Here is a 25139-nt window from a genome sequence, read left to right as displayed (position 1 = left end):
GGCGCATTTCATGCCGGTCGAATTGTTCGATAAATCCCTGTCCATGCATTCACATTAATAATAATTCACTACGTAAATTACCTCACTTCACCCTCACCGTCCCCACTGCCTGCGCTTGATTCCCCGCATGGTCCGTAACGGTATAGATTACCGTGTAGATCCGGCTTTGACCGCGTGCCGATTTTTCCGCACGCAGCCGGAAATGGGTATCATGGGTACCGAATTCGGCATCCTGAATATCCGGTCCCCGATCGCCTCGATTGTCTTTACTTTCGCTGTTACCCGTGTCCTTATCTTTCCCGTTCAAAAGTTCCTGAAATTCTCCGCTATGCCCCTTGCCCTCTGCACGTTCCATGGTGATGGAGGTCAACACAATGGATGCAACGCCAGAGCCTTCATCGCTAGATTCGAGGTCAGCGTGAATATCGACCATTTTGTGGTTCGGCGCCTTTAGCACGGAAGGCGAGAGTGTAACCTTCAGCACCGGAGCAATTTTATCGATGTTCGATACGGTGGCCGTTATGGTGCCTTCGTTGCCGTCCTCATCCACATATTCGAAGGTAAATGAACCGTTCTCCGTAAACCTGTAAGTGGGAGAGCCGCCGTTATTCGTAACGGTAATTGAACTCTCCGCTACCAAGGCTGCAACTACGTCTCCATTTGTCGGGGCCGTCGTGCTGTACTCCAGGCCCACGGTGAGATCGGTATACGTGACGCCGGGGGATGCCTTAAAGTTCTCGCCGATATTGTCCAGCGTATTGCCGCTTAGTTTGATATTCTGGCCTGCCTTGAGCTGAATCCCGTTGCTATTCCCGGTAATGGTGTTGTTCAGAATCTGCACGTTCTCCGGGTCTCCGGCTCCAATGCCGTCCGCGTTGGTGTCCCCGTTGTCATGCTCGAGGAGAATGCCCCAATAATGCTCGGCGGTGTTCTGGCGGATCGTGTTGCCCTTGATGATCGTGCCCGGTCCGTTCAAAATATGGATGCCGGCGGCGTCCGGAATGTCGACGGTGTTCTCGATTCGGTTATTCTCAATGATGGTATCCGGTGAGCCCATCGATACAACGATGCCTTCCCGCGCATTGCGGATCGTGTTGTCGTGGATATAGTTTTGCGGACCGGATTTGCTGTGGTTGGTCGGGGCCGTTCCTCCGGTATTGCCGATGCCGATGCCGCCGCCATACGGCATGTCGGTGATCAGGTTATCGTGGATCTCGTTAAAATACTCCAGCTCCCCATGCAGATCAATCGCATCCAGCCGGACTTGGTGGAATTCATTATGCCGGATCACGTTGTTATGGGCCACATATTGTATGAGTGCGCCGTGACGAAGATATGGCCCCTCGAAGGAAGAGTCCTCGACCAGATTCCATCTTGTATCATTGGCAAAACCGTTGCGGTCGACCTTCGGTACGCCCTGAATGGATACGCCGTACCCGGCACCGCCCGGCCCAAGGTCCGTGGCATTTCGGAACGTGGTATTGCGGACGACGATATCATGGCTGTTCTCGATGCGGACGCCCATGCGGCTGAATTTCTCGATCGTCACGCTGTCGATCGTGATGTTGTATGAAGGCGCCTCGCCATAATTGGCGGCAATGATCATCATGTCCGGACCGCCGGCATCCGGGTTGTTGATCCTGTGATCGGTCGAATATTGACCTTCCCATGCGGAGGTCAGCGTCAGATTGGAGATGGTCAGGTTATGCTGCTTCGCGGATTTCAACATCGAGCTATTCCGGACCTTGTTCAGCGAGGTCTTCAGGATCGCACCCTTCTGGCTCTCCCCCCGTAAATTGACCTCCGATTTCAGCATTAGATTGGTCAGTCCATCGGGCGCACTGTTTAAGTTGTATACGCCATTCGGGAAAAACACTTCGTCGCCCGGGACCGCTTCATCCATCGCTCGTTGAATCGCCGGTCGATCGTCCGAGTCGTTGTCTGCAGGATCTGCTCCGTAATCGACAACGTTCAGTGTCCTTCCGGTAGCAGCAAAAGCCTGATGCACCGGATGGTCGCTGCCGTCCGCATTCTTCATGCCGGGAGCGGTAAAAGGAACGGTTCCTTCCGGAGGCTGCGGCACAAAATCCGGAATAATAGCCACAGGCGTATCCCCGTTAACAAAAGGAGGATAGATATGGACTTCCGTCAGACTCGTGTAGGCACTGCCGTCCGAATTTCCGCGCCCGATCAGCCTCACGTAACGTGCGCTCGTGTCCGGAACGTTAAATGGCTGCATCGCGGTGGTGGTTCCGCTGCTCGAACCGTTGAACAGGGGAGTCCAGGTTACTCCGTCATCGGAGGTTTCGATATCGATCTCCGTCGCGCGAACGTCCCCTTTGTAAAAGGCAACGCCCAGATAACCGATTTCTCGGGCCTCGCCGAGATCATACATGATCCACGGACCGTCGCCGGCGGCAGACCAGCGGGTGTACAGATTTTGGTCCAAGGTATTATCCTCGATGTTGCCGTCGCTGCCGCTTGCCGTGACCGAGGTCACAGGCCAAGGCGCTAAGGGAGCGCTAAGCGTCGTAACCGACAGCGTCAGCGGAACCGGACTGACGTTTCCGGCGGCATCCACGGCCTCGACCTTATAGCTGTACTCCGTGTGCGGAGACAGTCCTTCTATTTCATAGCGGGTGACGTCGGAGCCCAGTTCCATGACTTTGACATCGTTTTGATAAACGTTATACTTCGCGACGATCTTGTTGTCCTCCGCCGCAGGCCATGCCAAATGCACATAATCTTCGCCAATGCTGCGAATGGACAGGCGGCTTCCGTCCGTCCAGGACGGTGGCGTCGTATCCTGACTGGAATCCACCAATTCGCTAACGACCAGCGCAGGTCTTGGATTACTGGAGCCGTTGGCTTCCTTGGTATAGATATTGACGCTGACACCGGTATGGGCTGCATCCGCAAGGAGAAACGATACGCTGCCATCTGCTAGATGACTGCGGACATAGTCCGTCACATCGACGCTGTACACCTCCGGTCGGCCGCCATTCTCGGCCTTTACGGTAAACGATCCCACATAAGCGGCCGAATCGAGGCTGTTCACGGGCGCATTGTTCCAGGTCAGATCGCTTTCGCTCCAGGCTGTATCCTCGATAACGTAGAGGGAGAGCTCAAGCTCCGTATTGCTGGTGCCTTTTTTCGCGGCGACCTGGAATTCGTAGCGGTAATCAGGATCGCTCAGGGTGGAAGCATCGAATTTGAAATAGGCATATTTTTTGTTGGTTGTACCGGACGATACGCTAAAAAGGCCAATGCTTGTGCCGGTAGCTGAATTGATATTGGTGTCGGGTTTGGAGCTGTCGATCAGGGCATCGTCCGAGGGCACCAAACGGCCAACCTCAACGGGAATGCCCGTGGAAGGATCGGTTGGGTCGGTGGGGTCGGTCGGGTCCGTCGGATCAGGAGGCGTGTAGCCGTCTTTGTAGAGGATCGGCGTGGTGACCTCCAGATTCTTCACATGCTGCTCCATGAAGGCCCAAGCTTCCGCATCCGCGGTTGTTTTGGCTTCCCCGGTAAAGCCATGGCCCTGGCCGGGAACGATTGCGAAATCGACTACAGGAACACCGGCGGCCGTCAATTGATTGGCGAAGGTGACGCTGTCGGTATAAGGGATGGTGGCGTCCGCGTCTCCATGCCGAATCCAGAACGGCGGATCATCGGGAGTGGCATACGTCCCCGGCATGGCAAGCCGTGCCTCAATCGGGACGGACAGGGCGTTATGCCCGCCGAGCAGCTTCGTGACCGAACTGTACCGGTCGGCAAAGTCGGTCGTGAAGTCTGCCGGTCCGTACCAGTCCACCACCGCCTGCACCTTGGTGGAGTATTCCGGCCAGCCTCCGGTTCCTTCGATATCGGGAAGCTGCACCGTATCCTCGGTACCCAGCGTGACCGTATCCTCCATGGTCAGGTCTCCTGTCGTTCCAAGCAGGGAAGCGAGATGCCCTCCCGCCGAAGTGCCCCAAACGCCGATCCGGCTCGGATCGATGTGGTATTGCTCGGCATGGGCGCGCAAATAACGGATGGCCAGCTTCACGTCTTGAATCTGGGCCGGGTAAGGCGCTTCGGGGGTTAGCCGGTAGCTTAAGGAAACGCCGATATACCCGCGTTTAAGGACATAGTTGCAGATGCTGCCGAGAGCGTTTTTGCGGTCGCCTTTATTCCAGCCCCCGCCATGAATGTAGATCATGACCGGCATAGGCTCGGCTGGCGGGGTGCTCGGAACGGCAATGGACGTATAGAGATCGCGATCCCCGGCTTTGCCGATCAAAACGTCCTCATAGAGGGTTACGCCTTCCGGCGCAGGGTATGGACCGGTTTCGGTCGGCGGGGGTTCAGGCACAGGATCGACCGCAGGCGGAATGCCCGGTATGGCCTGACCGGACAGCGAGACGCTATCGATGTACATGTTGGCGTTCATCGGATCACCTACCCGGAACTGGATTCGTACGTTCGGATTGCTGCTTGCTTCCGGCGGCAGCGTCCAGGTTTTCAGCGTGTTGGATTCGCTGCGCGGTGCTTCGGGCGTTCCCGGGGTCAGCTTGAAATCCTCCAGCATGTTCCAGGTCGCGCCGCCGTCGCCCGACCACTCGGCCACAATGCTGCCGCTGACATAGGATGAGGCTCTTGTATAATAACTCAGCTTAATGTTGCCGTAACCCGTCGTATTGACGGGCAAATAGACGGAATCGGTCACGTCGATCTTCATAAGGTTCGGCGTAGAAGGAGCGCTGCCGGATACGGAGGTTTTGGCTTTGCTGCCTCCATCACCGGTCTGAACCCAAGGCAGCGGAATAACGACGCCGCCCGTGGTACCGTAGCGCTCTGAATCAAAGTTATCGGAGAAGAACAGAATATCCGGTCCTTCTGGTTCCGGTAGGGGCTCGGAATCCGAGGCAACAGATTCATCCGCAAGATCGAATTCTGAAACCGATTGTGCGGATACGGCACGAAGCTGCCCCGGGGATGCCATAACGCTTATGGTGATCAGCAGGCAGAGGATCAGGCATGAGATTCGGTTCAATGTCTTCTTCAACGTTCCATCCCTCGCTTTTAATTTGTAGTTAAAGCGTGTGTAAGAAAACCCGGAAGCAGGCGCGTGACTGCCCCGGGCATGGGATTGACAAGTGGATGTTAAGGATGCAGGTGCGTTAGAGAGAAGAAAGTAGCTTTCACATGGTCGGATTGATCCGGGGTGGTATCGGATTTGTTTTGGTTATAGACGCCTGCTTTGAAGTACAGATACTTATCGTTATAACCGCTAGGGAGGGTATGCGTCACGGTGCTGGCCGATCCGCCCTCTGGGGTTACTTTCACCGTCATGAGAAGCCCGGTCACTTTGATTTCATAGCTCCATTTCTGGCCGAGGGCGATGCCGTTTGCAGGATTAAGCTGGCTTGGTCCGCCGAGAATGTTCACCCAGGTGTTGTTGTTGTCCAGATCATCGGTTCCAAAATAAACGGCACCTTTGCTGTCCGAAGGACGCTTGTGGTAATAGAGCCGTATCGGTTCGGTGCTTGGGCCATGGATTTGCCCGACCACGACGCGGCCGATTTTATCGGCTTCGTTCCCGCTGACGGATACACGATCCACGCGTAAGGTAGCCTTCATCGTTCCATCCACGCCGCCGGCCTGAGATTTTATGGATGGGGAGGAGGTAGAGGTTACCCAGTTGTTGGCCCATGAGGAGGCGCTGTTCGTCGACGGATTCAGCATTTCCCGAAGCTCGGAGCGGGTGTAAGTGCTGTTCGTGGTGGTCTCACCGATATTAGGCGATGTGAACACCATGCCGCCGGTGACGGGATCGGTAAAGAACCAATCCGGATGCACATACCCGCTGGCGAGTGCTCCGGCCTGGACCTCGGACGCGTCAGGCAGGGTGATTTTCCACTTGCTTAGGTCAAAATTGCCCGAAGGAGGCTTGGCAGGGTCAAGGTCCCCGCCTCCTCCATCCGCAGTGCCTCCCCATAGCTCAACCTCCGTATAACTATTCCATTGGTTGGAGGTGTTGCCGTAGCCCACAATGCGTACATATCGGGCTTCCACGGCGGGGATGGTGAAGGATTGCAGCTGGTTGTTTTGAACGCTATGGACAGCGTTTCGTGCTTGAAGCCAGTTGGAGCCATCGGTTGAGGTTTGAATATCGAAGGTGAATGTACGCGTATCTCCGTTGTAAAACGCGATCTTGACCAGTGCAACCGGTTTGGCGGACCCTAGATCCAGCCTCAGCCAAGTGCCGTCGCCTTCGCCGGACCAGCGTGTGCTGAGACTGCCGTCCACCGCTTTCGATGCATCGCAAGCGCAGCGGGTGTCATAGCTGCTGGCCGATGCGGAAGCCGAGTACTTGCTCTCTCCAGCGGCAAATCCGTGTCCTTCAAACATTGGAGCTAACAGCATGGCTGCACTGATCAGGCAGAACGTTATTCTTTTCGAAAAAGCATGCCTTCGTTTCACAGCAATCCCTCCCGTATAATGGTGCAACCCTTATGGATATCATTTCCCTCCTTTCCGTGGTGCGCTTTAAGACAGGAATGACAGCGCTTACCTAACAACGTAGCAAGAATGCGCGCACAGGTCTTGTGTTAATCCTATAAGCGCTTGGCGTTTTTGCATAATGGAGGAATTATTGAGGCCTCTGCTCCCTGAGGGTGCGAGATAGCGCAGTAGAGATGCAATCATCTTGTTAATGATTTGCCCCATCCATCACCCTGACGGGAATATCGTGCTTAGCGGATAGCCGACGTGACAATACGGGTATACAAAGAGTGAATGGCTTACCTTCGAATAACATTTTTCTTTCGGATCCCGTATGGCATATAATCATAAGAACGAACGATTCCGAATCGACCATAAATAGATAAAAACAGGAGTGGGATAAATGACACTGAAGGAGCTTAGAGAGCATCGCCAATATCCGGAGCAAACGAAGTCCGATGCTTCACGCGCGGTATACGAACGGGATTATTCGCGCCTGATTCATTCGCCGACGTTCCGCAGGCTGCAAGGAAAATCACAGGTATTCGGTGCCGGCACCGGCGATTACTACCGGACGCGCTTAACGCATTCGCTTGAGGTGGCGCAGATTGCGCGCGAAGCGGCACGGAGCCTGACCCGCAATTATCCCGAAGTGATGCCGGAGCAGGCGGACAACGCCGGGCTGATGATTGATCCCGAGGTGGTGGAGTGCGCGGCGATCGCCCATGATTTTGGGCATCCTCCGTTCGGCCATAAGGGCGAAGAAGTGCTGCAGGGCATTCTGCAGAAGCACATTGACCGGAGAACCGAGAAGGAGCTGACGCGTCAGCCGGGTACGCCGACACCGGAGCAGGCAGCCGAGGTGCAGCAGGCGATGCGGCGTAAATATGAGCATTTTGAAGGGAATGCGCACAATTTTCGGCTGATCATGTTTTTGGAGAAAAGAGAGAACGTCAACGGACTCAATCTGTCGGATGCGGTGCTGCTTGGCATCAATAAATATCCGTTCTCCGGGTTGGATAACCCCAAGGGGATGTACCGGCATGAATGGGAATACATCTCCCATATTCGGAAGGAGTGGCAAATTCCCGGCACGCACCGAACGCTCGAAGCGCAGCTGATGGATCTTTGCGATGACATCGCCTATTCCGCGCATGATCTGGAGGATGGCATCAAAGCCGGGAAGATCGAGGTGCACGAACACTTTTTGCGGGACAGTCACCTGAACAAACTGATCGTGGAGAAGATCATGACGCTGGAAGACGAGGTATGGAAGGGATGGACCAAGGAGCAGATTCATCCGAAGGTGGATACGGTGCTGGACGAGTTTCTGAAAATCTGGAACGAGAAAATGCCGACCTGCGAGAATGACTATTCCCGTACCCGGCGGGAGGTCAAAGCCTACTGGGTCAGCCTGTTTGTAGGCAGCTTGGGCGTAATTACGAACGGGGATTGGAAAAAGGTGACGTTTGTCAAAGACGGTGTGGAAGATGAGGATATGCTGCGTACGGTCAGCGTCCTGAAGAGTTTCGCTTGGGTGACCATGATTCGCGACCTGCGGGTTCAGCGCCTGCAAAAACGCAGCGAATGGATCATCAAGCGCTTGTGGGATGCTTTTCTGGATCCTGTCGCCTCCACGGCGATCATTCCGTCCGACTGGCTGCAGCGTTATGAGGCAGATCAGAAGCGGGATCAGCCGATCTGGACGTGGGAGCATATGGTGATTGATTATATCGCAGGGATGACGGACGCTTTTGCCGAGAAAATCTATAACGAGTTATATGGACTCAAGGTAGGTTCGATCTATGATTTGGATTAGTAAGAGCGAACAAGGGGGATGGCATGAGTAGCCAATTGAAACTAAGCGTGCTTGATCTGGTTCCGCGTTTTGGAGAGAGCTCGTTCGAAGAAGCCTTGCAGCAAGCCGTGACACTTGCCCAAAAAGTGGAAGCATGGGGCTACGGGCGCTACTGGGCTGCGGAGCACCATGATCTGGAGCATCTGTCCTGTGCATCGCCCGAGATTTTGCTGGCTCATATCGGCGCCAGGACAACGCGCATCCGGCTCGGCTCCGGGGCCGTGCTGCTGCCCCACTACAGCCCGCTGAAGGTGGCGGAGAATTTCCGTATGCTGGCATCGCTGTATCCCGGACGCATCGATCTCGGGATCGGGCGGGCACCGGGAGGTTCAGCCCATACGAGCATGGCGCTTAGCGGAAATTTCCTGGGTCATGTGGCGGATTTGCCGCAGCGGATTCGGGCTTTGACCGAGCTGCTAGAGGATCGGTATCGCTATGAAGACGTGCTGGTAGCAGCGAAACCGGTGCCCGTAACTCCGCCCGTGATGTGGATGCTCGGAACGAACACGAAGAGTGCGGGGTATGCGGCCGAATTCGGGACGGGCTATGTATTCGGACAGTTTATGAGCGATACGGACGGGGCGGAAGTTCTCCAAGCTTATAGGGAAGCTTTTGAGCCAAGCGCTCATTTGCAAGAACCGTGCGCGATGGTGGCGGTAAGCGTGGTTTGCGCGGAGACGGAGGAACAGGCAAAGAAGCTTGCAGCACAAATTTCCCGACCAGGGCAGCACGCGATGCCCACAAACCCGTCTGGTTCCGATTCGTCAGACCCATCCCGGCGGCTTATCATCGGCACGTCTGCAAGTGTACGAAACAGACTGCAGCATATGGCAGAACAGTATCGGTGTAACGAGTTCTTGATCGTCACGCCGGTGAGCGATTATAATGCGCGGCTGGAATCCTATCGGCTGTTAATGGAGCAGTAGTGACTGCTGCACATATATAATAGAAGAGAGACGAAATAAATGATGAATTCAAACGACGATGACATGACCTTTGGTCCGTCTTCCATGAGTGGCAAGTCCTCTTATCTGTATACTTATACCTGTCATGAAACGGAGCGGGAGCTGTGCTTGATGGAGCTGACGGAGCTGTTCGGTCATGAGCCTGACGGTGAGGATTGGCTGGTAAGCGAGTTATGGGTTGATCCGGATCGGAGCCCGTTCTTATCGGCCTGCATCGATGTCAGAATGACTGGGGAATCCATCGAACGAATGGCCGAGCAAGCAGGCCGGATTGACCTTAACCATGCGACCTTCAAAGTTGTCTGCCTCAAGGCGGGAGATCGGTTCGGTTATGAACAATCACGCGGGTATGAACGGATGGTAGGCTGCCAAATAACAGGAACTGCACAGATGAAAGCTCCGGATGTCACGCTCGGTATGGTGTCCACAGGCGGCATGTGGAGATTGGGAATACTTCTTGAACCTGAACGTGCATGGCTGAATCATAAACAGAAGCCGCAAAATTACTCCACAGGTCTCAGCTCGCGCATCGCGAGGGCACTGGTCAACCTGGCTGTTCCTCGGTTAGGCGGGGTCGCGCTCCTGGATCCCTGCTGCGGCATGGGAAATGTATTGATTGAGGCGTTGTCGATGGGAATCACGGCCGAGGGCCGTGACATCAATCCGCTTGCCATTCGGGGAGCGAGGGTGAATCTGAGGCACTACGGTTATGATGACAACAAAGTTGCCATTCAGGATATGAATACAATGCAAGGTCATTATGATGCGGCTATCCTGGACCTGCCGTATAATCTGTGTTCCGTTTTCCCGGAGGAAGAGAAATTGCAGATGCTCCAAAGCTTACGCCGGTTGTCAGATCGAGCTGTCATCGTCAGCATAGAGCCATTACGCGAGTTGCTGCTGAGTTCGGGCTGGAAGGTCCTGCGTCATTGCACGACCCGGAAGGGGAGTTTTGTGAGGGAGATTTGGCTGTGCGAATAATGGGGTATATGATCTATTCCCCAGGATCATAACGATATTTCTCTAAATCAATGATGCCTTTGGGATTGACGGCAACGCCTTCGTCCTGAAGGTACAGCTCCTGCATGAGTCTGGACTCATCATCCTTGATGGCGATTTCTCCTTTTGCGTTGACGACCCGATGCCACGGCAGCTTGTGAATGTGACTGAGGGTGTGAAGTATTCTGACGACTTGTCGTGCGCCCCTTGGGCTGCCGGCCAGTCTGGCCACTTGTCCATACGTCATGACATATCCTTCCGGAATGCTCCGGATCACTTCAATTACACGTTCCGTATACGGCTGCATCGATTCTCTCTCCCATTGCGTTTAAAAGTAGTAAAAAAAAGAAGGGCGTCCCGGAAGGCATGAAACCTCGGGACGTTCCTTTTGTTGGATGGATCTTGTGGTCTTTGTTGCAAGATCGATCCCCGGCTCCTTAAAGAGCAGGATTAAAGCTGTACTTAAGAACTTGTTACCTGGTCTTAGTACGACTTGCTATAGTCTATCACATTTCGGGACAGCGGCTTACCGCTTACATAGCTCTGTAAATTTTCCAGGAAAATATCCACGGCACGCTCGCCGTAGCGATCCGTATCACCCGCCATATGAGGGGTCATGATGACGTTGTCCATGGTCCACAGCGGATGGTCTGACGGAAGCGGCTCTTCCTCGAACACATCAAGTCCCGCACCCGCCAATGACCCGGATTGAAGTGCCTGAATCATGTCTTCGGTTACTACGGTTTGACCCCGGCCAACGTTAACGAAGAAGGCGGAGTTCTTCATCGCCGAGAATCTTGCCTTATTGAACAACCCACGGGTATCATCGGTGAGCGGCAGGATGTTCACGATATAATCGCCTTCAGCCAGCGCTTCATCGAGCTGATCGACCTTATACATCGCTTCCACGTAAGGATCGGACTTCCCGGAATGGCGGACCCCGACGGTCCGCATACCGAACGCCTGGGTCACGCTCGCCGTATGACTGCCGATCTGGCCGACGCCAACGATGACGATGGTTTTGCCTGCCAATTCCGTGAACGTGCCGGACGTGTCCCATTGGTTGTTCGATTGCTGTCGAATGGCGAGATGAAGGTTGCGGTTGAAGGCCAGTATCATCGCAAAAATATGCTCCGTGATCGGAACGCTATGTACGCCGCTGGCATTGGTAAGCTGAATGCCCTTTTCTTCGAGCTCTTTGAGCGGCATTTTATCCACGCCGGCTGACCATGCCTGAATCCATTTTAGTTTACTGTCCGCAGACAATATATCTTCCTGGATGGAGCGTGACCAGCCGATCATGATTTCGGCATCCCGAACGATGCTTGGAGTAAGCTCTTTCGCTTTGGTAACCAACAGCTCATAGTCCTGGGCGATATCCTTGATTTTTTGCTGTTGTTCCGTGGTTAAGTCGTGTATGGCAACGATTTTCGGCATGGTGCTACCTCCTAAGGAATGTGATATAAACCAGAATAAAAGCGTAACGCTCTTTGGGAACATATTATCAGAAATCATAACGTTGCGCATGGACGAACTGTCCAGATTGGAAAAATTGTACATGAATTATTGTCCGTTTTATGGTAAATTGAAGCTTCATCATATTTTTAGGCGAATTTGATGTACCCCTCATACTATTTTCATGTCATATTGCTCAAACTATAAACGAACCACGAAAACATGGTGCCTTATTGCAGCCGGTGGCTGCTTAGGATAAAGAGATTGGAAGGAAGTGTCTTAGTTGAGCCATTCGGCTGAGGGAGCTATGGATCGTTTATTTGTTGCCGTACATCTGCCTTCGGAGGTATCTTCCCGGATTCAGGATTGGACGGAAACATTGGTGGAGCAAGTGACTTTCAAAAAATGGGTTCATCCGCAGGATTACCACATCACCTTACAGTTTCTGGGCGATACGCCGTCAAATCGGATAGCGGAGCTCACGGCGGCGCTGCAGGAAGTCGCCAAGGAGCATAAACCCTTCAGGCTTGGCCTTTATGATGCCGGCGTGTTCGGGGCAAGCGCCTCGCCAAGAATTTTATGGGCGGGAGTCGGCGGGGACTTGAATGCTCTGTCTCAGCTTCAGCAATCGGTGGTATCAAGGATGGAGTCTTTCGGATTTGTGCCGGAGGAGCGACCGTTTCGTCCGCATATTACGGTTGGCCGGAAATTTCAAGGAAATCAAAAATTTTCATTGGATGTTATCGGAACAGGACCCAACCCCATCCAGTGGGAAGTGCAGCAGCTCGTTCTTTTTCGAACAAATTTGCATGCAAGTCCGATGTACGAAACAGTAGGTGTGGCGCGGCTTTCAACATTTTTCTGAAATTGAGGATAGAATGTTCATAAAATTACCATGTTTTCAAAGCCTAAAAATGTGGTTACATAGTGTAGGAATGTGCCGACATCATAGGAGGAAAAATATGGTTATGAACGTGCTACGGCAAAATCGCTGGGTTGCGCTGCTCATTGGAGCGCTCTTTGTGAGTTTGTCTCTTATAAGTTTACTTGGAATGCAGACAAAGACAACGGAAGGGGAAGAACAGCAGCAGGATATGCCGAAGTTCGTGACGGCTGCACCGGCTACTGAGCCTGACCCGGATCGATTCGTAAAAGAGGCGAGTACCAAGCAGGATAGGGAACCTGTCAATATTTTGTCTTCAATTGTTTTCCAGGAGTGGAATAAGCCGGGGAGCAAGAGCCATGCTTTTTCAAGCGCAAAAGGCATCGGTTTGGCTGAAAACGGATATTGGAACTCGCAACAAGCATTGAAGGCTGCAGATGAGAAAAAGAAACCATCGAAATCTCAGACTGCAGACGGGAAACCGGCAAAACAAAAGGGGACGCATGTCGTCAAATCTCAGACTGAAAGCTTATCACCCCCCACAACTTTATTCTTCACAAGAACAAATACGTTAACCCAGGATCAGAAAGACAAAGCGACCTGGACCTATGATTTGTCAGCTGAAGAACTGCTTCTGCTCCAGAAGATTGTTATGGCAGAAGCGGAAGGCGAACCGTACGAAGGCAAAGTAGCAGTTGCTAACGTTGTCTTAAACCGGCTGCGGTCAGCTAATTTTCCCGATACCATTACCGATGTCATCTATCAAAAGCACCAATTTAGTCCTGTAGCGAACGGGCGTCTTAAACGTGTCAAGCCGAACAAAGAGACGATTAAATCCGTGAATGCGGCACTTCATGGCCAAAAAGAGGTAAAGGACGATACGTACTTTTTCCTGTCTTTGAAGCTGGCTCAGGATCTGACGGTACATCATTCAAGAACGTTCGTAAAAAAAATAGGAAATCACTCTTTTTACAAGTAGTGCCCGTATGGGTAAACTAGGATGTAGGAGGTGTGTTTAAGCATGAATATTACGTATTACGGCCATTCTAGCATTTTGGTGGAAGAAGGCGGAGTTCGTGTGATCATCGACCCGCTGCTATCAGGGAATCCAGGCTCCGGCATCGAGCCCAAAGACGTAAAGGTGGATGCGGTTGTGCTGACGCATGGGCACTCCGATCATTTTGGCGATTGCATCGAGATTGCGAAACAGAATGATTGCCCGATTATCGCGGTCTATGAACTCGCCGTGTATTGCGGCAGCCTGGGAGCCAAATCCCATGGAATGAACATCGGCGGAAGCGCGCAATTCGATGGCTTTAAGGTGAAGTTTACCCCGGCCTTTCATTCTTCATCCATTTCGGTAGGGGACACTTGGATCTATGCAGGGCAGCCTGGTGGCGTCATTCTGACGATGGGCGGCAAAACATTCTATCATGCAGGCGATACGAGTTTGTTTGGGGATATGCGCTTGATCGGAGAGATGAATCACATTGATGCAGCTGCGCTGCCGATTGGGGATTTATTGACGATGGGTCCACAGGACGCCCTGCTGGCCGCACAGTGGATTCGTGCGAAACATGTCATCCCAGTACATTACGACACGTTCCCGGGCATTAAACAGGATGCAGGGGCCTTCTGCGACGAACTAGCCAAAACAGGCATTCAGGGTCATCCATTGAAGGCTGGAGAAACGCTGGAGATATAGATGGGTTTTTCATGAAAAAAGCTTCCCTGTCTTCGTGACAGGGAAGCTTTTTTGGGGTAAAAGTGCAAAAGCGGGAAACATAGAACATGCTGCAGATATTAGGGCTGGTCCGCTAACAGTTTGACGGCATCTTCATGATAACCGGGCATGCGCCCTTCGGTCAGCAATCCCATCACCTGGCTGGCACAGTGGTCGGGCTCCAGATGCGGGATGCGCCGCCGGCCTGCTCCGTTACGTTTCTTTGTCACCTGATCATAATGATCGGACAGCAGGTTCAGCCATTTATCGATGACGGAAGGAGAGTCCAAAATTTCCGCATAGCCTTCGCTGACAAAGAAATGGGAATTCACTTCTTCCTGTCCCGGGATAGGCTCATAGAACAGCATAGGAATTCCCTTGGCAGCTCCCTCCGTACATGTCATACCGCCTGGCTTCGTAATGAGCAAATCCGACACTTCCATGAGTTTATGTATATCGTCGCGATAACCGAGAACATGAATGTTGGGATGCTGAAAGATCGGGTCTTCGCGCATGCTGGCAACCAGCTTCTCGTTCTGTCCCATACAGAAGACCAGCTGGATATCATCGGCCCTGCTGGCCAGCTTGCTGAGCAGTTCCTTGTTGAACACGAGGCCCCATCCGCCCCCCATAATCAGCACGGTTGGCATGTTCTTTAATCGAAGCTCGGCTTGAAGCGCCTCTCGATTGCTTCTTTCCCAGAACTTGGGATGCACCGGAATGCCGGTCACATGAATGTATTCGGGCTGAATGTCCCGCAGCAGCAGCATTTGTTTCACATGAGGCGTTGATACGAGATATTCATCCACTTCCGAATTGACCCAGGTGCCATGGGCATCATAGTCGGTAATCAGCGTATAGAGCGGAACCTCAAGCCCTTGACGCTTCAGGCGGGAGACCACGGCATTAGGAAAGGGGTGGGTACATATGATGAGATCCGGTTTCAGCTGCTCGATGACCCGCTGGGCCTGCGCATAGAATATGCGGTGCAGCGCGAGCCGCGTCAGACGGTTTAACGATTTCTTATATTGCGAACGGTACAGCATGCCGACAAGGCGAGGCCGGGTGCTGACGGTTTTTCGATAAGCGGATAAGATTAACGGCCCCACGGTTGGATTCAAAAAATTGCCAAGCTCAATGACACGGCAGTGGATGCCGGGATTCATCCGTTGTATACCTTCAGCCAGCGCATACGCTGCTTGCGTATGTCCTGTGCCGAAACCCTCGGAAAAGAGGAGCACTCTTGTATATCGCATGGTTTCACCTACTTCTTTCTCCCTCTATCTTACAAAACAGGAATCATTTTTTGAAGAGCGGCGCGAAAAAAAAGAGTATGCATCATAAGTATACGCGCAAAAGGGAAAAGCATTTCAATTATTTTACGTCTGGGAGTCAGAGTGTACCCTACATTAGACGTCATGATGAGATTTGAACCCTGCATTCAAAATATTAAAAAATTTAACGAAAAGATATTGCAATGAATCCGACAATCTGGTAAAGTGATTTTTGACCGAATGACCGAAAAAGTATTTTGGTCAGTTTTGAAATGAAGGCCATTTTAAAAAGATCAAGAAGGAGGGGTAAGCATGTCAGCTGTGGACCGTCGGAAGCAGGTGCTGGATGCTGCCTCCAAGTCGTTTGCTTTGTTCGGATATAAAGCGACGACGATGGAACAGGTGGCAAAGATTGCGAATGTAGGGAAAGGTACGATCTACACGTTTTTCACGAATAAGGATGAACTGTTTGACGAGATTTTGCTGTCGGCCATTATGGAGATGAAGCGTATTGCCGAGCGGGAGATTCGGAAGGACAGAGATTTCTTCGACAATCTGTATCGGGTGCTGGATGCGCTGCTTGAATTCCGAAGCGAGCATGAGCTGTTCATTAAGCTATCGCAAGAGGTTCGGGATATTGGCACGCCGAAGGCGCATGAAGGGTTGACGAAGGTGGAGAATGGAATCGTCGGGTATCTGGAGGGAATTGTGGAGCAGGCCATATCGATCGGCGAGCTCAAGCCGCTGGATGCTCAAGTGGTATCCTTCGTGATGCTGAAGCTGTATGTTGCGCTCACGACCGACTTCAATCAGCTTCACAAGCCGCTGAGCAAGGAACAGATCAAGGAATATATGATGGTGTTCTTGGCTGACGGGTTGAAGGCCACTACGTAAGAAGGATGTAGGAACCTCCTTCGTGATGAGGAAGGCGGACTCTCTAGGCTTGAGGGATCGTCTTCCTTGGCAGGGATCGTTTTTTTTTGGCCCGAACTGACCAATTGAGGATATCGGTCATTCTGTACTGGAATGTGATCTGCCATGAGGCAGATTCATGTCGGCTGGTTATTTAGAGAAAAAAAGGAGAGAGACTGGATGAAGTCATTATCTGTATTTGCAAAAGATCTTGGCGCTGCCGTTCGGAATAAAAAAATATTGATTCCGATCATCGCCGTGCTGTTCATACCGGTCATGTACAGTGGTATGTTCCTCGGGGCCTTTTGGGACCCGTATGGAAAGATGGAGGATTTGCCCGTTGCGGTCGTCAATAACGACCAGGGCGCTGTTTTTGAAGAAAAGACGCTTCACGCTGGCGAGGATTTGGTTGCCGAGCTGAAGAAGGGAAAAGATTTTAATTGGCAATTCGTTGATCGGCAGGAAGCTGAGCAGGGCATGAAGGATAACAAATACTACATGACCATCAGCATCCCCGAGAATTTCTCACAGCAGGCGACAACTTTAATGGATGACCATCCGCAGCCTGCGCAAATCGTATTTGAACCGAATGAAGGCTACAATTTTCTGGCGGCCCAAATCGGCGGATCTGCGGTGAAGCAGATTCAGTCCAAGGTGTCCGCGAAGGTGACGGAAGCCTATACGGAAACTTTGTTCGATCAAGTAGCCAAAGTGTCCGATGGCTTGAGCGAAGCGGGAGACGGCGCAACCAAGATATCCGAAGGTGCCGTAAAACTGGATGACGGCGCCGTGAAGCTGAAGGAAAATCTGGCTAAACTCGTCAGCGGCACACAGGAGCTTCAGGATGGAATCGCACCTTTAACACAAGGTGTGCAGGAACTGAATAACGGTGCAGGCAAGCTGAACACAGGAGCTGGCACTCTTGCTTCCGGCTTGGATCAGCTGAAAGCGGGTCACAGCAAGCTGCAGGCCGGAGCTGAGGAAGCAAGCAAGGGTGGTGCCAAGCTGCAAGCGGGGATTGAATCTGCCGCAGCCGGCAGCACCGCTCTGAATGAAGGCCTGCAAGCCAACCAGGCAGGGGCTTCCCAGCTTGCGGCAGGCGCGAAAAGCGCTCATGAAGGCAGCAGCAGCCTGAAAGCCGGGCTGAATCAATCGCTGGAGGCTACGGCTTCCCTGGAGCAAGGCGCCAAAGCCGTTGCAGACGGATTGAAGAAGCTGGCTGAAAGCAATCCGGAGCTGGCGCAAAGTCCGGAGGTTCAGCAGCTGCTGGCTGCGAGCCAATCCGTTGCCTCCGGCACAAGCGGGCTGAATGCCGGCCAGAAACAGCTGGCACAAGGCGCAGCCGAGCTGAATCAAGGCACGCAGCAGCTGCAGGAAGGCGCCGGCAAGCTGAGCGCCGGAGCGAACCAGCTGGCTGAAGGCGGCAAACAGCTCGCAGCTGGCGGCCAAGAGCTGCTGGCTGGTGCCAAACAGCTGAGCGCCGGTCAAAGCCAATTGGCTGACGGCATGAAGCTGTTCGGCACGAAGCTGAGCGAGGCGGCAGCTGGCGGCAAGGAGCTCGCAAGCGGCGCAGCCACCCTTTCGCAAGGAACGGAGCAGCTTGCAGGTGGAGCGGGCAAGCTCGGAAGCGGCGTTACCACGCTTGCCGACGGCTCGAAAAAGCTGGATTCCGGAGCCGGTGAGCTGGTAAACGGGATGAGTGAATTGAAGGAAGGCAGCGGAGAGCTTGCAGGCAAGCTGAACGAGGCTGCCGACAAGACAGGCGATATCAAAACAACCGACGAAACGGTCACCATGTTTGCCGGACCGGTACAGGTTGAAGAGCACAAGGTGAACGAAGTGCCGAACTACGGTACGGGATTCGCACCATACTTCCTGTCGCTCGGTTTGTTTGTCGGAGCACTGCTCTGTACGATTATCTTGCCGATCCGCAGTGCATCGGTACCGAATGCATCGGGCTGGAACCGGTTTGTCAGCCGTACGCTGTCCTTTGCCGGTATGGGATTGATTCAAGCCTTGCTGGCAGCGGTCGTCATGCTGTACGGATTGAAGCTTGATGTACAGAGCGTTCCGCTCTTCTATCTCTTCTCTATTGTTACGAGTTTGTCGTTCATGTTCCTGGTGCAAATGTTCGTGACATGGCTGGATCAGCCTGGACGCTTCGTCGTCATCGTTATTCTGATCCTCCAATTGACAACAAGCGCAGGCACCTTCCCGGTAGAGCTAATTCCGAACTGGATGAAGGCATTGAATCCGCTGCTGCCGATGACTTACAGCGTAAAAGGCTACAAGGACGTCATTTCCACTGGAAGTTTCGACGGCATGTGGGCCAATGTGGGGGTACTGGCCGGATTCGGTCTGGTATTCCTGGCACTGACCGCCGTGTACTTCCTGGCTACCCGAAACAGCAAGAAGGCAGCGGACACCGATACAGCGGTGACTGCATAAGCAAGATATCTATTATATGAAGGAAGAGGACTTCCCCGAAGGTCGATCAGATCTCGGGGAAGTCCTTTTTTATGAAGAGATGTTTGGAGCGGGATGGCGAGGAAATGAGATAAGGTGAACAAAACCGCCTGTTCGGAATGTTTTATTTGCATGTTTTTTTGCACTATTCTACATAAGTTTTAACTATGTATTGTGATAACTCTCATAAAAACAATTCTTATCAAATTCATAAAAACTTTGAATTGCCTGCACTGTATGACGGTGATAAAATATATAGAACTAATAAATCTTACGTGTCAGGTAAATGTTACCCCTTGCCGCTTTTGCACAATACTGCATCACCTCAAGACAGTGTGTCCACTGCAGGAGAGGATTGATGTCCAACCTTTATGATTTCTGTTATTGATCAGCAGCATTTTATTCTATACAAAGAAAGGTTGCATCTTATGAAACATACTGATTTTCCCCAGAAACAGGGCCTCTATGATCCGCAGTTTGAAAAAGATGCTTGCGGTATGGGTTTTGTTGCCCATATCAAGGGTAAGCCATCCCATGAAATCGTTAGCAGCGCGCTGACCATGCTTGCCAATATGGAGCATCGCGGCGGACAGGGCAGCGAGCCGAACTCCGGTGACGGCGCTGGGATTATGTTGCAAATTCCTCACACCTTCTTCTCCGCCGAAGCCGCGAAACTGGGCTTTGAGCTTCCGGAAGCCGGGCATTACGGTGCCGGCATGCTGTTCCTATCCCATGATCCTGCTGTCCGCTTGGCCCATGAGGACCAGTTGGCTTCGATTATTGCTGAAGAAGGTCAAACCCTGCTTGGATTCCGTGATGTACCAACCCATGATGAAATGCTGGGTAAATCCGCAAAAGCGGCAAAGCCGTATGTCCGCCAAGTGTTCATCGGACGCAGCGCCGACATTCAGGATGATCTCTCGTTCGAGCGCAAGCTGTATGTCATCCGCCGCCGTGCCGAGCTGGCGATCCGTTACAGCGGCAAGCCCGAAGGAGACAGCTTCTATGTATCCAGCCTGTCCTGCCGGAAAATCGTATATAAGGGCATGTTAACGACGGAGCAGGTAGGGGAATTTTACTTGGACCTGCAGGAACAGGGATTGGAATCCGCTATCGCGCTAATTCACTCCCGTTTCAGTACGAACACGTTCCCAAGCTGGGAACGCGCGCATCCGTACCGCTTCATGATCCACAACGGCGAGATCAACACGCTGCGCGGAAATGTAAACTGGATGCACGCCCGTCAATCGCTGTTCGAGCATGAACTGTTCGGAAGCGATCTGGAGAAGGTGAAACCTGTCATCAACCCGGATGGTTCCGATACCGGTATGTTCGATAATACATTTGAGTTCCTGTATCTCAGCGGTCGTTCCCTGCCGCATGTGGCCATGATGATGGTCCCTGAGCCGTGGAGCAACCATGAGAGCATGGATAAGAGCAAAAAAGCATTCTATGAATACCACAGCACGCTGATGGAGCCATGGGACGGCCCGGCTGCGATGGCGTTCACGGACGGTGTTCAGATCGGGGCTACCCTGGACCGGAACGGACTGCGTCCATCCCGTTATTATGTAACGAAGGATGATCTGATCATTCTGTCCTCCGAAGCGGGCGTTCTGGATATTCCGCCGGAAAACGTGCTGTACAAGGACCGCTTGCGTCCTGGCCGGATGCTGCTCGTTGACACGAAGGAAGGCCGGATCATCTCTGACGAAGAAGTCAAAGCAAGCATCGCCGCGGAACTTCCATACTCTGAATGGCTGGATGAGCATCTGGTAGAGCTTCATGATCTCCCTGACGCGCCGGAACTACCGGATCCGAAGCATGAAAATGTACGTCAACTGCAGCAAGCCTTCGGGTATACGTATGAGGAGCTGCGCAAAGTCATCGAGCCGATGGCGATTACGGGTGCGGAAGCTGTCGCATCCATGGGATACGATGCACCGCTTGCGGTGTTATCCGACCGTCCGCAGCGGCTGTTCAACTACTTCAAGCAGATGTTCGCCCAGGTGACGAACCCGCCGATTGATGCGATTCGAGAAGAACTGGTGACTTCAACGGCAACAACGATCGGTCCGGAGCGCAATCTGCTGAAGCCGGAGCCGGAAAGCTGCCGTCATATCCGTCTGGACTCGCCGGTGCTCTCTAATGAAGATTTTGCGAAGCTGCGCCACGTTCGTCGTCCCGGCTTCAAATCCATGACCATTCCGATCTTCTTCCCGGCAGCCGAAGGTGCACAAGGGCTTCGCCAGGCGATCGATACCCTCTGCGAGGCGGCGGACCGGGTTATTGCCAAGGGCCATAACATCTTGATCTTGTCGGACCGCGGCGTGGATAAAGACAATGCTGCGATTCCATCGCTGCTTGCCGTATCATCTCTCCATCATCACCTGATCCGTCAGGGAACCCGAACCAAGGTGGCAATTCTGCTTGAATCCGGGGAGCCTCGCGAAGTGCATCATTACGCCTTGCTGCTTGGTTACGGCGTGAGCGCGGTCAATCCGTATCTGGCGTTCGAAACACTAGATGACATGATTTCCGAGGGGATGCTTCGCGGGATCTCGCATGAGAAAGCCGTGAAAAATTACATTAAAGCGGCAAGCAAGAGCGTCGTCAAAGTTTTATCGAAAATGGGGATCTCCACGATCCAATCTTATCGCGGGGCCCAAATCTTTGAGGCTGTCGGCCTCAAAGAAGATTTCGTAGAAAGCTATTTCACACGGACACCATCCCGTATCGGAGGTATCGGTCTCGAAGAAGTGGCCGAGGAAACCCTGGCCCATCACGAGCGTGCCTTTACCGAGAAGGATGGGAACGATAAAGCGCTGGATTCAGCCGGTGAATATCAATGGAGAGCTGACGGGGAAGAGCATTTGTTCAACCCGAGAACCATCCATTTGCTGCAGCAGGCTGTCCGCACCAATGACTATGCAACTTACAAGAAATACGCAGAGCTTGTGAAAGGCGAGAATGAGCAGCACCTTACGCTGCGCTCACTGCTCGAAATCAAGCCGGTCGGCGAACCGATACCACTGGATGAGGTTGAATCCGTAGAATCCATCATGCGCCGATTCAAAACGGGCGCAATGTCATTCGGCTCGATCAGCAAGGAAGCGCATGAGAGCCTAGCGATCGGGATGAACCGCATCGGAGGCAAGAGCAATACAGGCGAAGGCGGAGAGGATCCGGCCCGTTTCATCCCGGATGCTAATGGCGATTCCCGCCGCAGCGCCATCAAACAGGTGGCTTCGGGACGTTTCGGCGTAACCTCCAACTACCTGGTGAATGCGGACGAAATCCAGATTAAGATGGCCCAGGGCGCGAAGCCGGGCGAAGGCGGACAGCTGCCGGGCCGTAAAGTATATCCTTGGGTAGCTGAGGTTCGCGGTTCGACGCCGGGTGTTGGCCTGATCTCGCCGCCGCCGCATCATGATATCTACTCCATTGAGGATTTGGCAGAGCTTATTTACGACCTGAAGAACTCCAACCCGCGTGCGGATATCAACGTGAAGCTCGTATCCGAGGTGGGAGTGGGTACGATCGCTGCGGGTGTTGCGAAGGGCCGGGCGGATATCATTCTGGTCAGTGGTTACGATGGCGGTACGGGTGCTTCGCCGCAAGGCTCGATCCGTCATGCGGGTATGCCTTGGGAGCTTGGCCTTGCCGAGACCCATCAGACGCTTATCATGAACAATCTGCGTGACCGCGTTGTGCTCGAGACAGATGGCAAAATGCTGAACGGACGCGACTTGGTGGTAGCGGCTCTGCTTGGAGCCGAAGAGTATGGGTTCTCTACTGCACCATTGGTTGCCATCGGATGTATCATGATGCGTGTCTGCCAAATGGACACCTGTCCGGTTGGCGTAGCCACTCAGAATCCGGAGCTGCGTAAGAACTTTACAGGAGATCCGGAGCATGTTGCCAACTTTATGCGATTTGTCGCTCAAGACATGCGCGAGCTGATGGCAGAGCTTGGTTTCCGCAACGTTAATGAGATGATTGGACGTACCGACTGCTTGGATGCCGTCAAAGCGGATCATCACTGGAAGAAGAAAGGCGTGGATATTTCCGCATTGCTGTATACGCCGGAGCTTCCCGAAGGCAGCACTCGCTATCGTACGCAAAGACAGAATCATGGCCTGGAAGAAACGCTGGATATGCGTTCACTGCTCGCCAGCGCTGCGCCTGCATTGGAATCGGGAGCAGCGGTGGAAGGTACCTTCCCAATCACAAACGTGGATCGTGCAGTGGGTACCATTCTGGGCAGTGAAGTCACCCGCAAATACGGTGCTGCCGGACTGCCGGAAGACACGATTCAATTTAACTTCGTGGGTTCCGCAGGCCAGAGCTTTGGTGCCTTTGTGCCGAAAGGGATGACGCTGACGGTTGAAGGGGATGCGAATGACTATATCGGTAAAGGTCTTTCCGGCGGCAAGCTGATCGTGAAGCCTTCACGGAAAGCAACCTTCAAAGCGGAGGAGAACATCATTGCCGGTAATACCGCGTTCTATGGTGCTACAGGCGGTGAAGCCTATGTAAGAGGCATTGCCGGCGAGCGCTTTGCCGTTCGTAACTCGGGTGCGAGCATTGTCGTTGAAGGTGTCGGCGATCATGGCTGTGAATATATGACCGGCGGCCGGGTAGTCGTTCTCGGGGAAACTGGACGCAACTTCGCAGCCGGGATGTCCGGTGGTGTAGCCTATGTCTATGATCCTGAAGGAACTTTTATGGATCGCTGTAATCTGGAGATGGTGCTCCTTGAGCGCGTGGAGGATGCAGCAGAAGCGGAAGAACTCCGTCATCTTGTCCAGCAGCATGAGCAGTACACCGGCAGTGTGCCGGCACAGCAAATTCTAGGAGACTGGGATCAGGCGCTCAGCCGCTTTGTCCGTATCATTCCGAAGGATTACAAACGTATGCTGCTGCATATCGAAAAGGCTCAAGACCAAGGCCTGGCGGGTGAAGCTGCGCTCCTCGCCGCATTTGAGGCGAATATGAGAGAGCTGGCTCGTACAGGGAACTAGCATCTGTTGTTATGTTAATCAGAAACCACATTGTGTTCTTTAATGAATGCAATGTGGTTTTTTTTCATATATAAAATAAGCTGTGATGAGTGTTATTAAGAAATTTGTGTTTTTCAACAAAATATTCCAAAAGAAAATTCGACAAAATTAGAACCCGAAGCATAGGACAAAGGCTCCACAAGACGACAGCATCATGTGGATTCGTTCGTTATAATATTGGTAAGTAAGTTGTTTAATAGGTTTGTTGCTGTATATATGGTAATTTCAACACGTATTAGCAGCTGGGATGGAGAGGAAATTATAGATAAGCGAGGTAGTTGTGGAAATGAGTGTGGACAAGGAGAGAGGCTCCGGAAGCACCGAGCAGCGGCTTGACCAGCAGAAAACGAACATCGACATCAATAAGCTCATGACTCAATTGGGAATCCATCCTGATAAATGGCTGCAATTGGAGGAACGAAAAGATTAGATATGATCTCATGGTGACAAGAAAATCCCCGACATGTTGGGATAGTCGTATCCTACACGTCGGGGATTTGTAGTTCTTGGGCATGGAGCCGTTATTTCATGGCCCGTTCCATGCGGACAAATGCAATAAATCGCTTGGCTTCATCTTCAGTTAGTTTACGGCCGTCCACTGTAAGGTTAAAGCGTTCCAATAAATCCTCATCGGATAGTTCAAGTCCGTCCACAAACGATCGAACCTCCGCATCAAGCACCGTTTTTTCCTGTGTCGTTCTCCCGATCAGATAATCTATGGATACGTCAAACAGATCTGCCAGGCGGGTCAATGTTTCGAAATCGGGCTTGCGCCGATTTTTTTCATAATGGGATAGTGCAGCACGTGTAATACCGACAGAGGTAGCGAGCTCTTCCTGAGTCCACCCATGCTGTTCACGTAATTCAGATATTCGTTCTCCGTAGTTCACGCATTGATCCCCCTTTCGAATGGCTTGTATCTATAGAAGTTAGTTGAATAGATCTAAAAGTTAAAATTGCCGATTATTATATACATAAAAAGACTACTTTTTATTGACTAGATACAATATGTATCGTATTATAAACATTAATAAGATACATATTGTATCTACAAT

Annotated in this window: 16 protein-coding genes; 10 read left to right on the top strand and 6 right to left on the bottom strand. The window is 52.4% G+C overall.

What is annotated here, in order from left to right; all coding sequences use genetic code 11:
- Positions 1 to 82 precede the first annotated feature (82 nt).
- On the bottom strand, positions 83 to 5047 hold the full coding sequence (locus OHJ21_RS19755; RefSeq protein WP_394054126.1) for a CBM96 family carbohydrate-binding protein: 4965 nt from the start codon (positions 5045 to 5047) through the stop codon (positions 83 to 85).
- 98 nt (positions 5048 to 5145) lie between these two features.
- The gene (locus OHJ21_RS19750) at positions 5146 to 6465 is read right to left on the bottom strand and encodes a polysaccharide lyase family 7 protein (protein ID WP_100539151.1); all 1320 of its coding nucleotides are present in this window, start codon (positions 6463 to 6465) and stop codon (positions 5146 to 5148) included.
- 424 nt (positions 6466 to 6889) lie between these two features.
- Here OHJ21_RS19750 and OHJ21_RS19745 point away from each other — a divergent pair, with 424 nt between their 5' ends.
- From OHJ21_RS19745 to OHJ21_RS19735, 3 genes are read left to right on the top strand one after another with little or no spacing between them, the layout of a single operon-like run.
- Positions 6890 to 8305, top strand: coding sequence for a deoxyguanosinetriphosphate triphosphohydrolase family protein (locus OHJ21_RS19745; RefSeq protein WP_100539150.1), 1416 nt, complete (start codon positions 6890 to 6892; stop codon positions 8303 to 8305).
- A 23-nt stretch (positions 8306 to 8328) separates the two neighbouring features.
- Complete coding sequence (locus OHJ21_RS19740) at positions 8329 to 9270, top strand: LLM class flavin-dependent oxidoreductase (RefSeq protein ID WP_100539149.1); 942 nt, start codon at positions 8329 to 8331, stop codon at positions 9268 to 9270.
- A gap of 39 nt (positions 9271 to 9309) precedes the next feature.
- Positions 9310 to 10290, top strand: a complete 981-nt coding sequence (locus OHJ21_RS19735; protein ID WP_100539148.1) for a TRM11 family SAM-dependent methyltransferase — start codon at positions 9310 to 9312, stop codon at positions 10288 to 10290.
- 13 nt (positions 10291 to 10303) lie between these two features.
- Here the strand turns inward: OHJ21_RS19735 and OHJ21_RS19730 are convergent, their stop codons facing one another.
- Together OHJ21_RS19730 and OHJ21_RS19725 are read right to left on the bottom strand one after the other, a co-directional pair.
- Positions 10304 to 10615 (bottom strand): MGMT family protein, encoded by a 312-nt coding sequence (locus OHJ21_RS19730; protein WP_071222479.1) that lies wholly within the window; start codon positions 10613 to 10615, stop codon positions 10304 to 10306.
- A gap of 176 nt (positions 10616 to 10791) precedes the next feature.
- Positions 10792 to 11745, bottom strand: coding sequence for a D-2-hydroxyacid dehydrogenase (locus OHJ21_RS19725; RefSeq protein WP_486020955.1), 954 nt, complete (start codon positions 11743 to 11745; stop codon positions 10792 to 10794).
- Positions 11746 to 12070: 325 nt separating this feature from the next.
- Here OHJ21_RS19725 and thpR point away from each other — a divergent pair, with 325 nt between their 5' ends.
- The 3 genes from thpR (at position 12071) to OHJ21_RS19710 (ending at position 14351) form a co-directional block, all read left to right on the top strand.
- Entirely contained in the window at positions 12071 to 12628 is a 558-nt protein-coding gene (gene thpR / locus OHJ21_RS19720) for an RNA 2',3'-cyclic phosphodiesterase (protein ID WP_486020954.1), read from the top strand.
- A 97-nt stretch (positions 12629 to 12725) separates the two neighbouring features.
- Entirely contained in the window at positions 12726 to 13625 is a 900-nt protein-coding gene (locus OHJ21_RS19715; RefSeq protein WP_486020953.1) for a cell wall hydrolase, read from the top strand.
- 42 nt (positions 13626 to 13667) lie between these two features.
- Positions 13668 to 14351 (top strand): metal-dependent hydrolase, encoded by a 684-nt coding sequence (locus OHJ21_RS19710; RefSeq protein WP_100539145.1) that lies wholly within the window; start codon positions 13668 to 13670, stop codon positions 14349 to 14351.
- 98 nt (positions 14352 to 14449) lie between these two features.
- On the opposite strand, the gene OHJ21_RS19705 is transcribed toward OHJ21_RS19710, so the two are convergent.
- Positions 14450 to 15625 carry an MGDG synthase family glycosyltransferase gene (locus OHJ21_RS19705; RefSeq protein ID WP_326118009.1) on the bottom strand — a complete coding sequence of 392 codons (1176 nt, stop codon included), beginning with the start codon at positions 15623 to 15625 and terminating at the stop codon, positions 14450 to 14452.
- Positions 15626 to 15955: 330 nt separating this feature from the next.
- Between OHJ21_RS19705 and OHJ21_RS19700 the strand changes: the two genes are divergently transcribed.
- The 4 genes from OHJ21_RS19700 (at position 15956) to OHJ21_RS19685 (ending at position 24514) form a co-directional block, all read left to right on the top strand.
- Positions 15956 to 16537, top strand: a complete 582-nt coding sequence (locus OHJ21_RS19700; RefSeq protein WP_326096108.1) for a TetR/AcrR family transcriptional regulator — start codon at positions 15956 to 15958, stop codon at positions 16535 to 16537.
- A gap of 198 nt (positions 16538 to 16735) precedes the next feature.
- Complete coding sequence (locus tag OHJ21_RS19695; RefSeq protein WP_100539142.1) at positions 16736 to 19003, top strand: YhgE/Pip domain-containing protein; 2268 nt, start codon at positions 16736 to 16738, stop codon at positions 19001 to 19003.
- A 446-nt stretch (positions 19004 to 19449) separates the two neighbouring features.
- Positions 19450 to 24045: a glutamate synthase large subunit gene (gene gltB, locus OHJ21_RS19690; protein WP_394054130.1), complete on the top strand. Its 4596-nt coding sequence runs from the start codon at positions 19450 to 19452 to the stop codon at positions 24043 to 24045.
- A gap of 325 nt (positions 24046 to 24370) precedes the next feature.
- A complete protein-coding gene (locus OHJ21_RS19685) occupies positions 24371 to 24514 on the top strand; it encodes a hypothetical protein (RefSeq protein ID WP_164817460.1) in 144 nt (47 codons plus the stop codon).
- A 91-nt stretch (positions 24515 to 24605) separates the two neighbouring features.
- Here OHJ21_RS19685 and OHJ21_RS19680 read toward each other — a convergent pair whose 3' ends face one another.
- Entirely contained in the window at positions 24606 to 24974 is a 369-nt protein-coding gene (locus OHJ21_RS19680) for a helix-turn-helix domain-containing protein (protein ID WP_076324736.1), read from the bottom strand.
- Between the last annotated feature and the right edge of the window lie 165 nt (positions 24975 to 25139).

This window comes from Virgibacillus sp. LDC1, assembly GCF_025792345.1.
GTDB classification, from domain to species: Bacteria; Bacillota; Bacilli; order Paenibacillales; family Paenibacillaceae; genus Paenibacillus_AQ; species Paenibacillus_AQ lautus.
The sequence above is the reverse complement of the archived record's forward strand: the minus strand, read 5'-3'. Positions and strand labels throughout refer to the sequence as shown.

What these genes read in the sequence shown, in the direction of transcription:
- OHJ21_RS19700 (WP_326096108.1), top strand. Translation starts at nt 15,956, where the DNA reads ATGTCAGCTGTGGACCGTCGGAAGCAGGTGCTGGATGCTGCCTCCAAG.
- OHJ21_RS19715 (WP_486020953.1), top strand. Translation starts at nt 12,726, where the DNA reads ATGGTTATGAACGTGCTACGGCAAAATCGCTGGGTTGCGCTGCTCATT.
- thpR (WP_486020954.1), top strand. Translation starts at nt 12,071, where the DNA reads ATGGATCGTTTATTTGTTGCCGTACATCTGCCTTCGGAGGTATCTTCC.
- OHJ21_RS19710 (WP_100539145.1), top strand. Translation starts at nt 13,668, where the DNA reads ATGAATATTACGTATTACGGCCATTCTAGCATTTTGGTGGAAGAAGGC.
- OHJ21_RS19740 (WP_100539149.1), top strand. Translation starts at nt 8,329, where the DNA reads ATGAGTAGCCAATTGAAACTAAGCGTGCTTGATCTGGTTCCGCGTTTT.
- OHJ21_RS19705 (WP_326118009.1), bottom strand. Translation starts at nt 15,625, where the DNA reads ATGCGATATACAAGAGTGCTCCTCTTTTCCGAGGGTTTCGGCACAGGA.
- gltB (WP_394054130.1), top strand. Translation starts at nt 19,450, where the DNA reads ATGAAACATACTGATTTTCCCCAGAAACAGGGCCTCTATGATCCGCAG.
- OHJ21_RS19735 (WP_100539148.1), top strand. Translation starts at nt 9,310, where the DNA reads ATGATGAATTCAAACGACGATGACATGACCTTTGGTCCGTCTTCCATG.
- OHJ21_RS19745 (WP_100539150.1), top strand. Translation starts at nt 6,890, where the DNA reads ATGACACTGAAGGAGCTTAGAGAGCATCGCCAATATCCGGAGCAAACG.
- OHJ21_RS19695 (WP_100539142.1), top strand. Translation starts at nt 16,736, where the DNA reads ATGAAGTCATTATCTGTATTTGCAAAAGATCTTGGCGCTGCCGTTCGG.
- OHJ21_RS19730 (WP_071222479.1), bottom strand. Translation starts at nt 10,615, where the DNA reads ATGCAGCCGTATACGGAACGTGTAATTGAAGTGATCCGGAGCATTCCG.
- OHJ21_RS19725 (WP_486020955.1), bottom strand. Translation starts at nt 11,745, where the DNA reads ATGCCGAAAATCGTTGCCATACACGACTTAACCACGGAACAACAGCAA.
- OHJ21_RS19685 (WP_164817460.1), top strand. Translation starts at nt 24,371, where the DNA reads ATGAGTGTGGACAAGGAGAGAGGCTCCGGAAGCACCGAGCAGCGGCTT.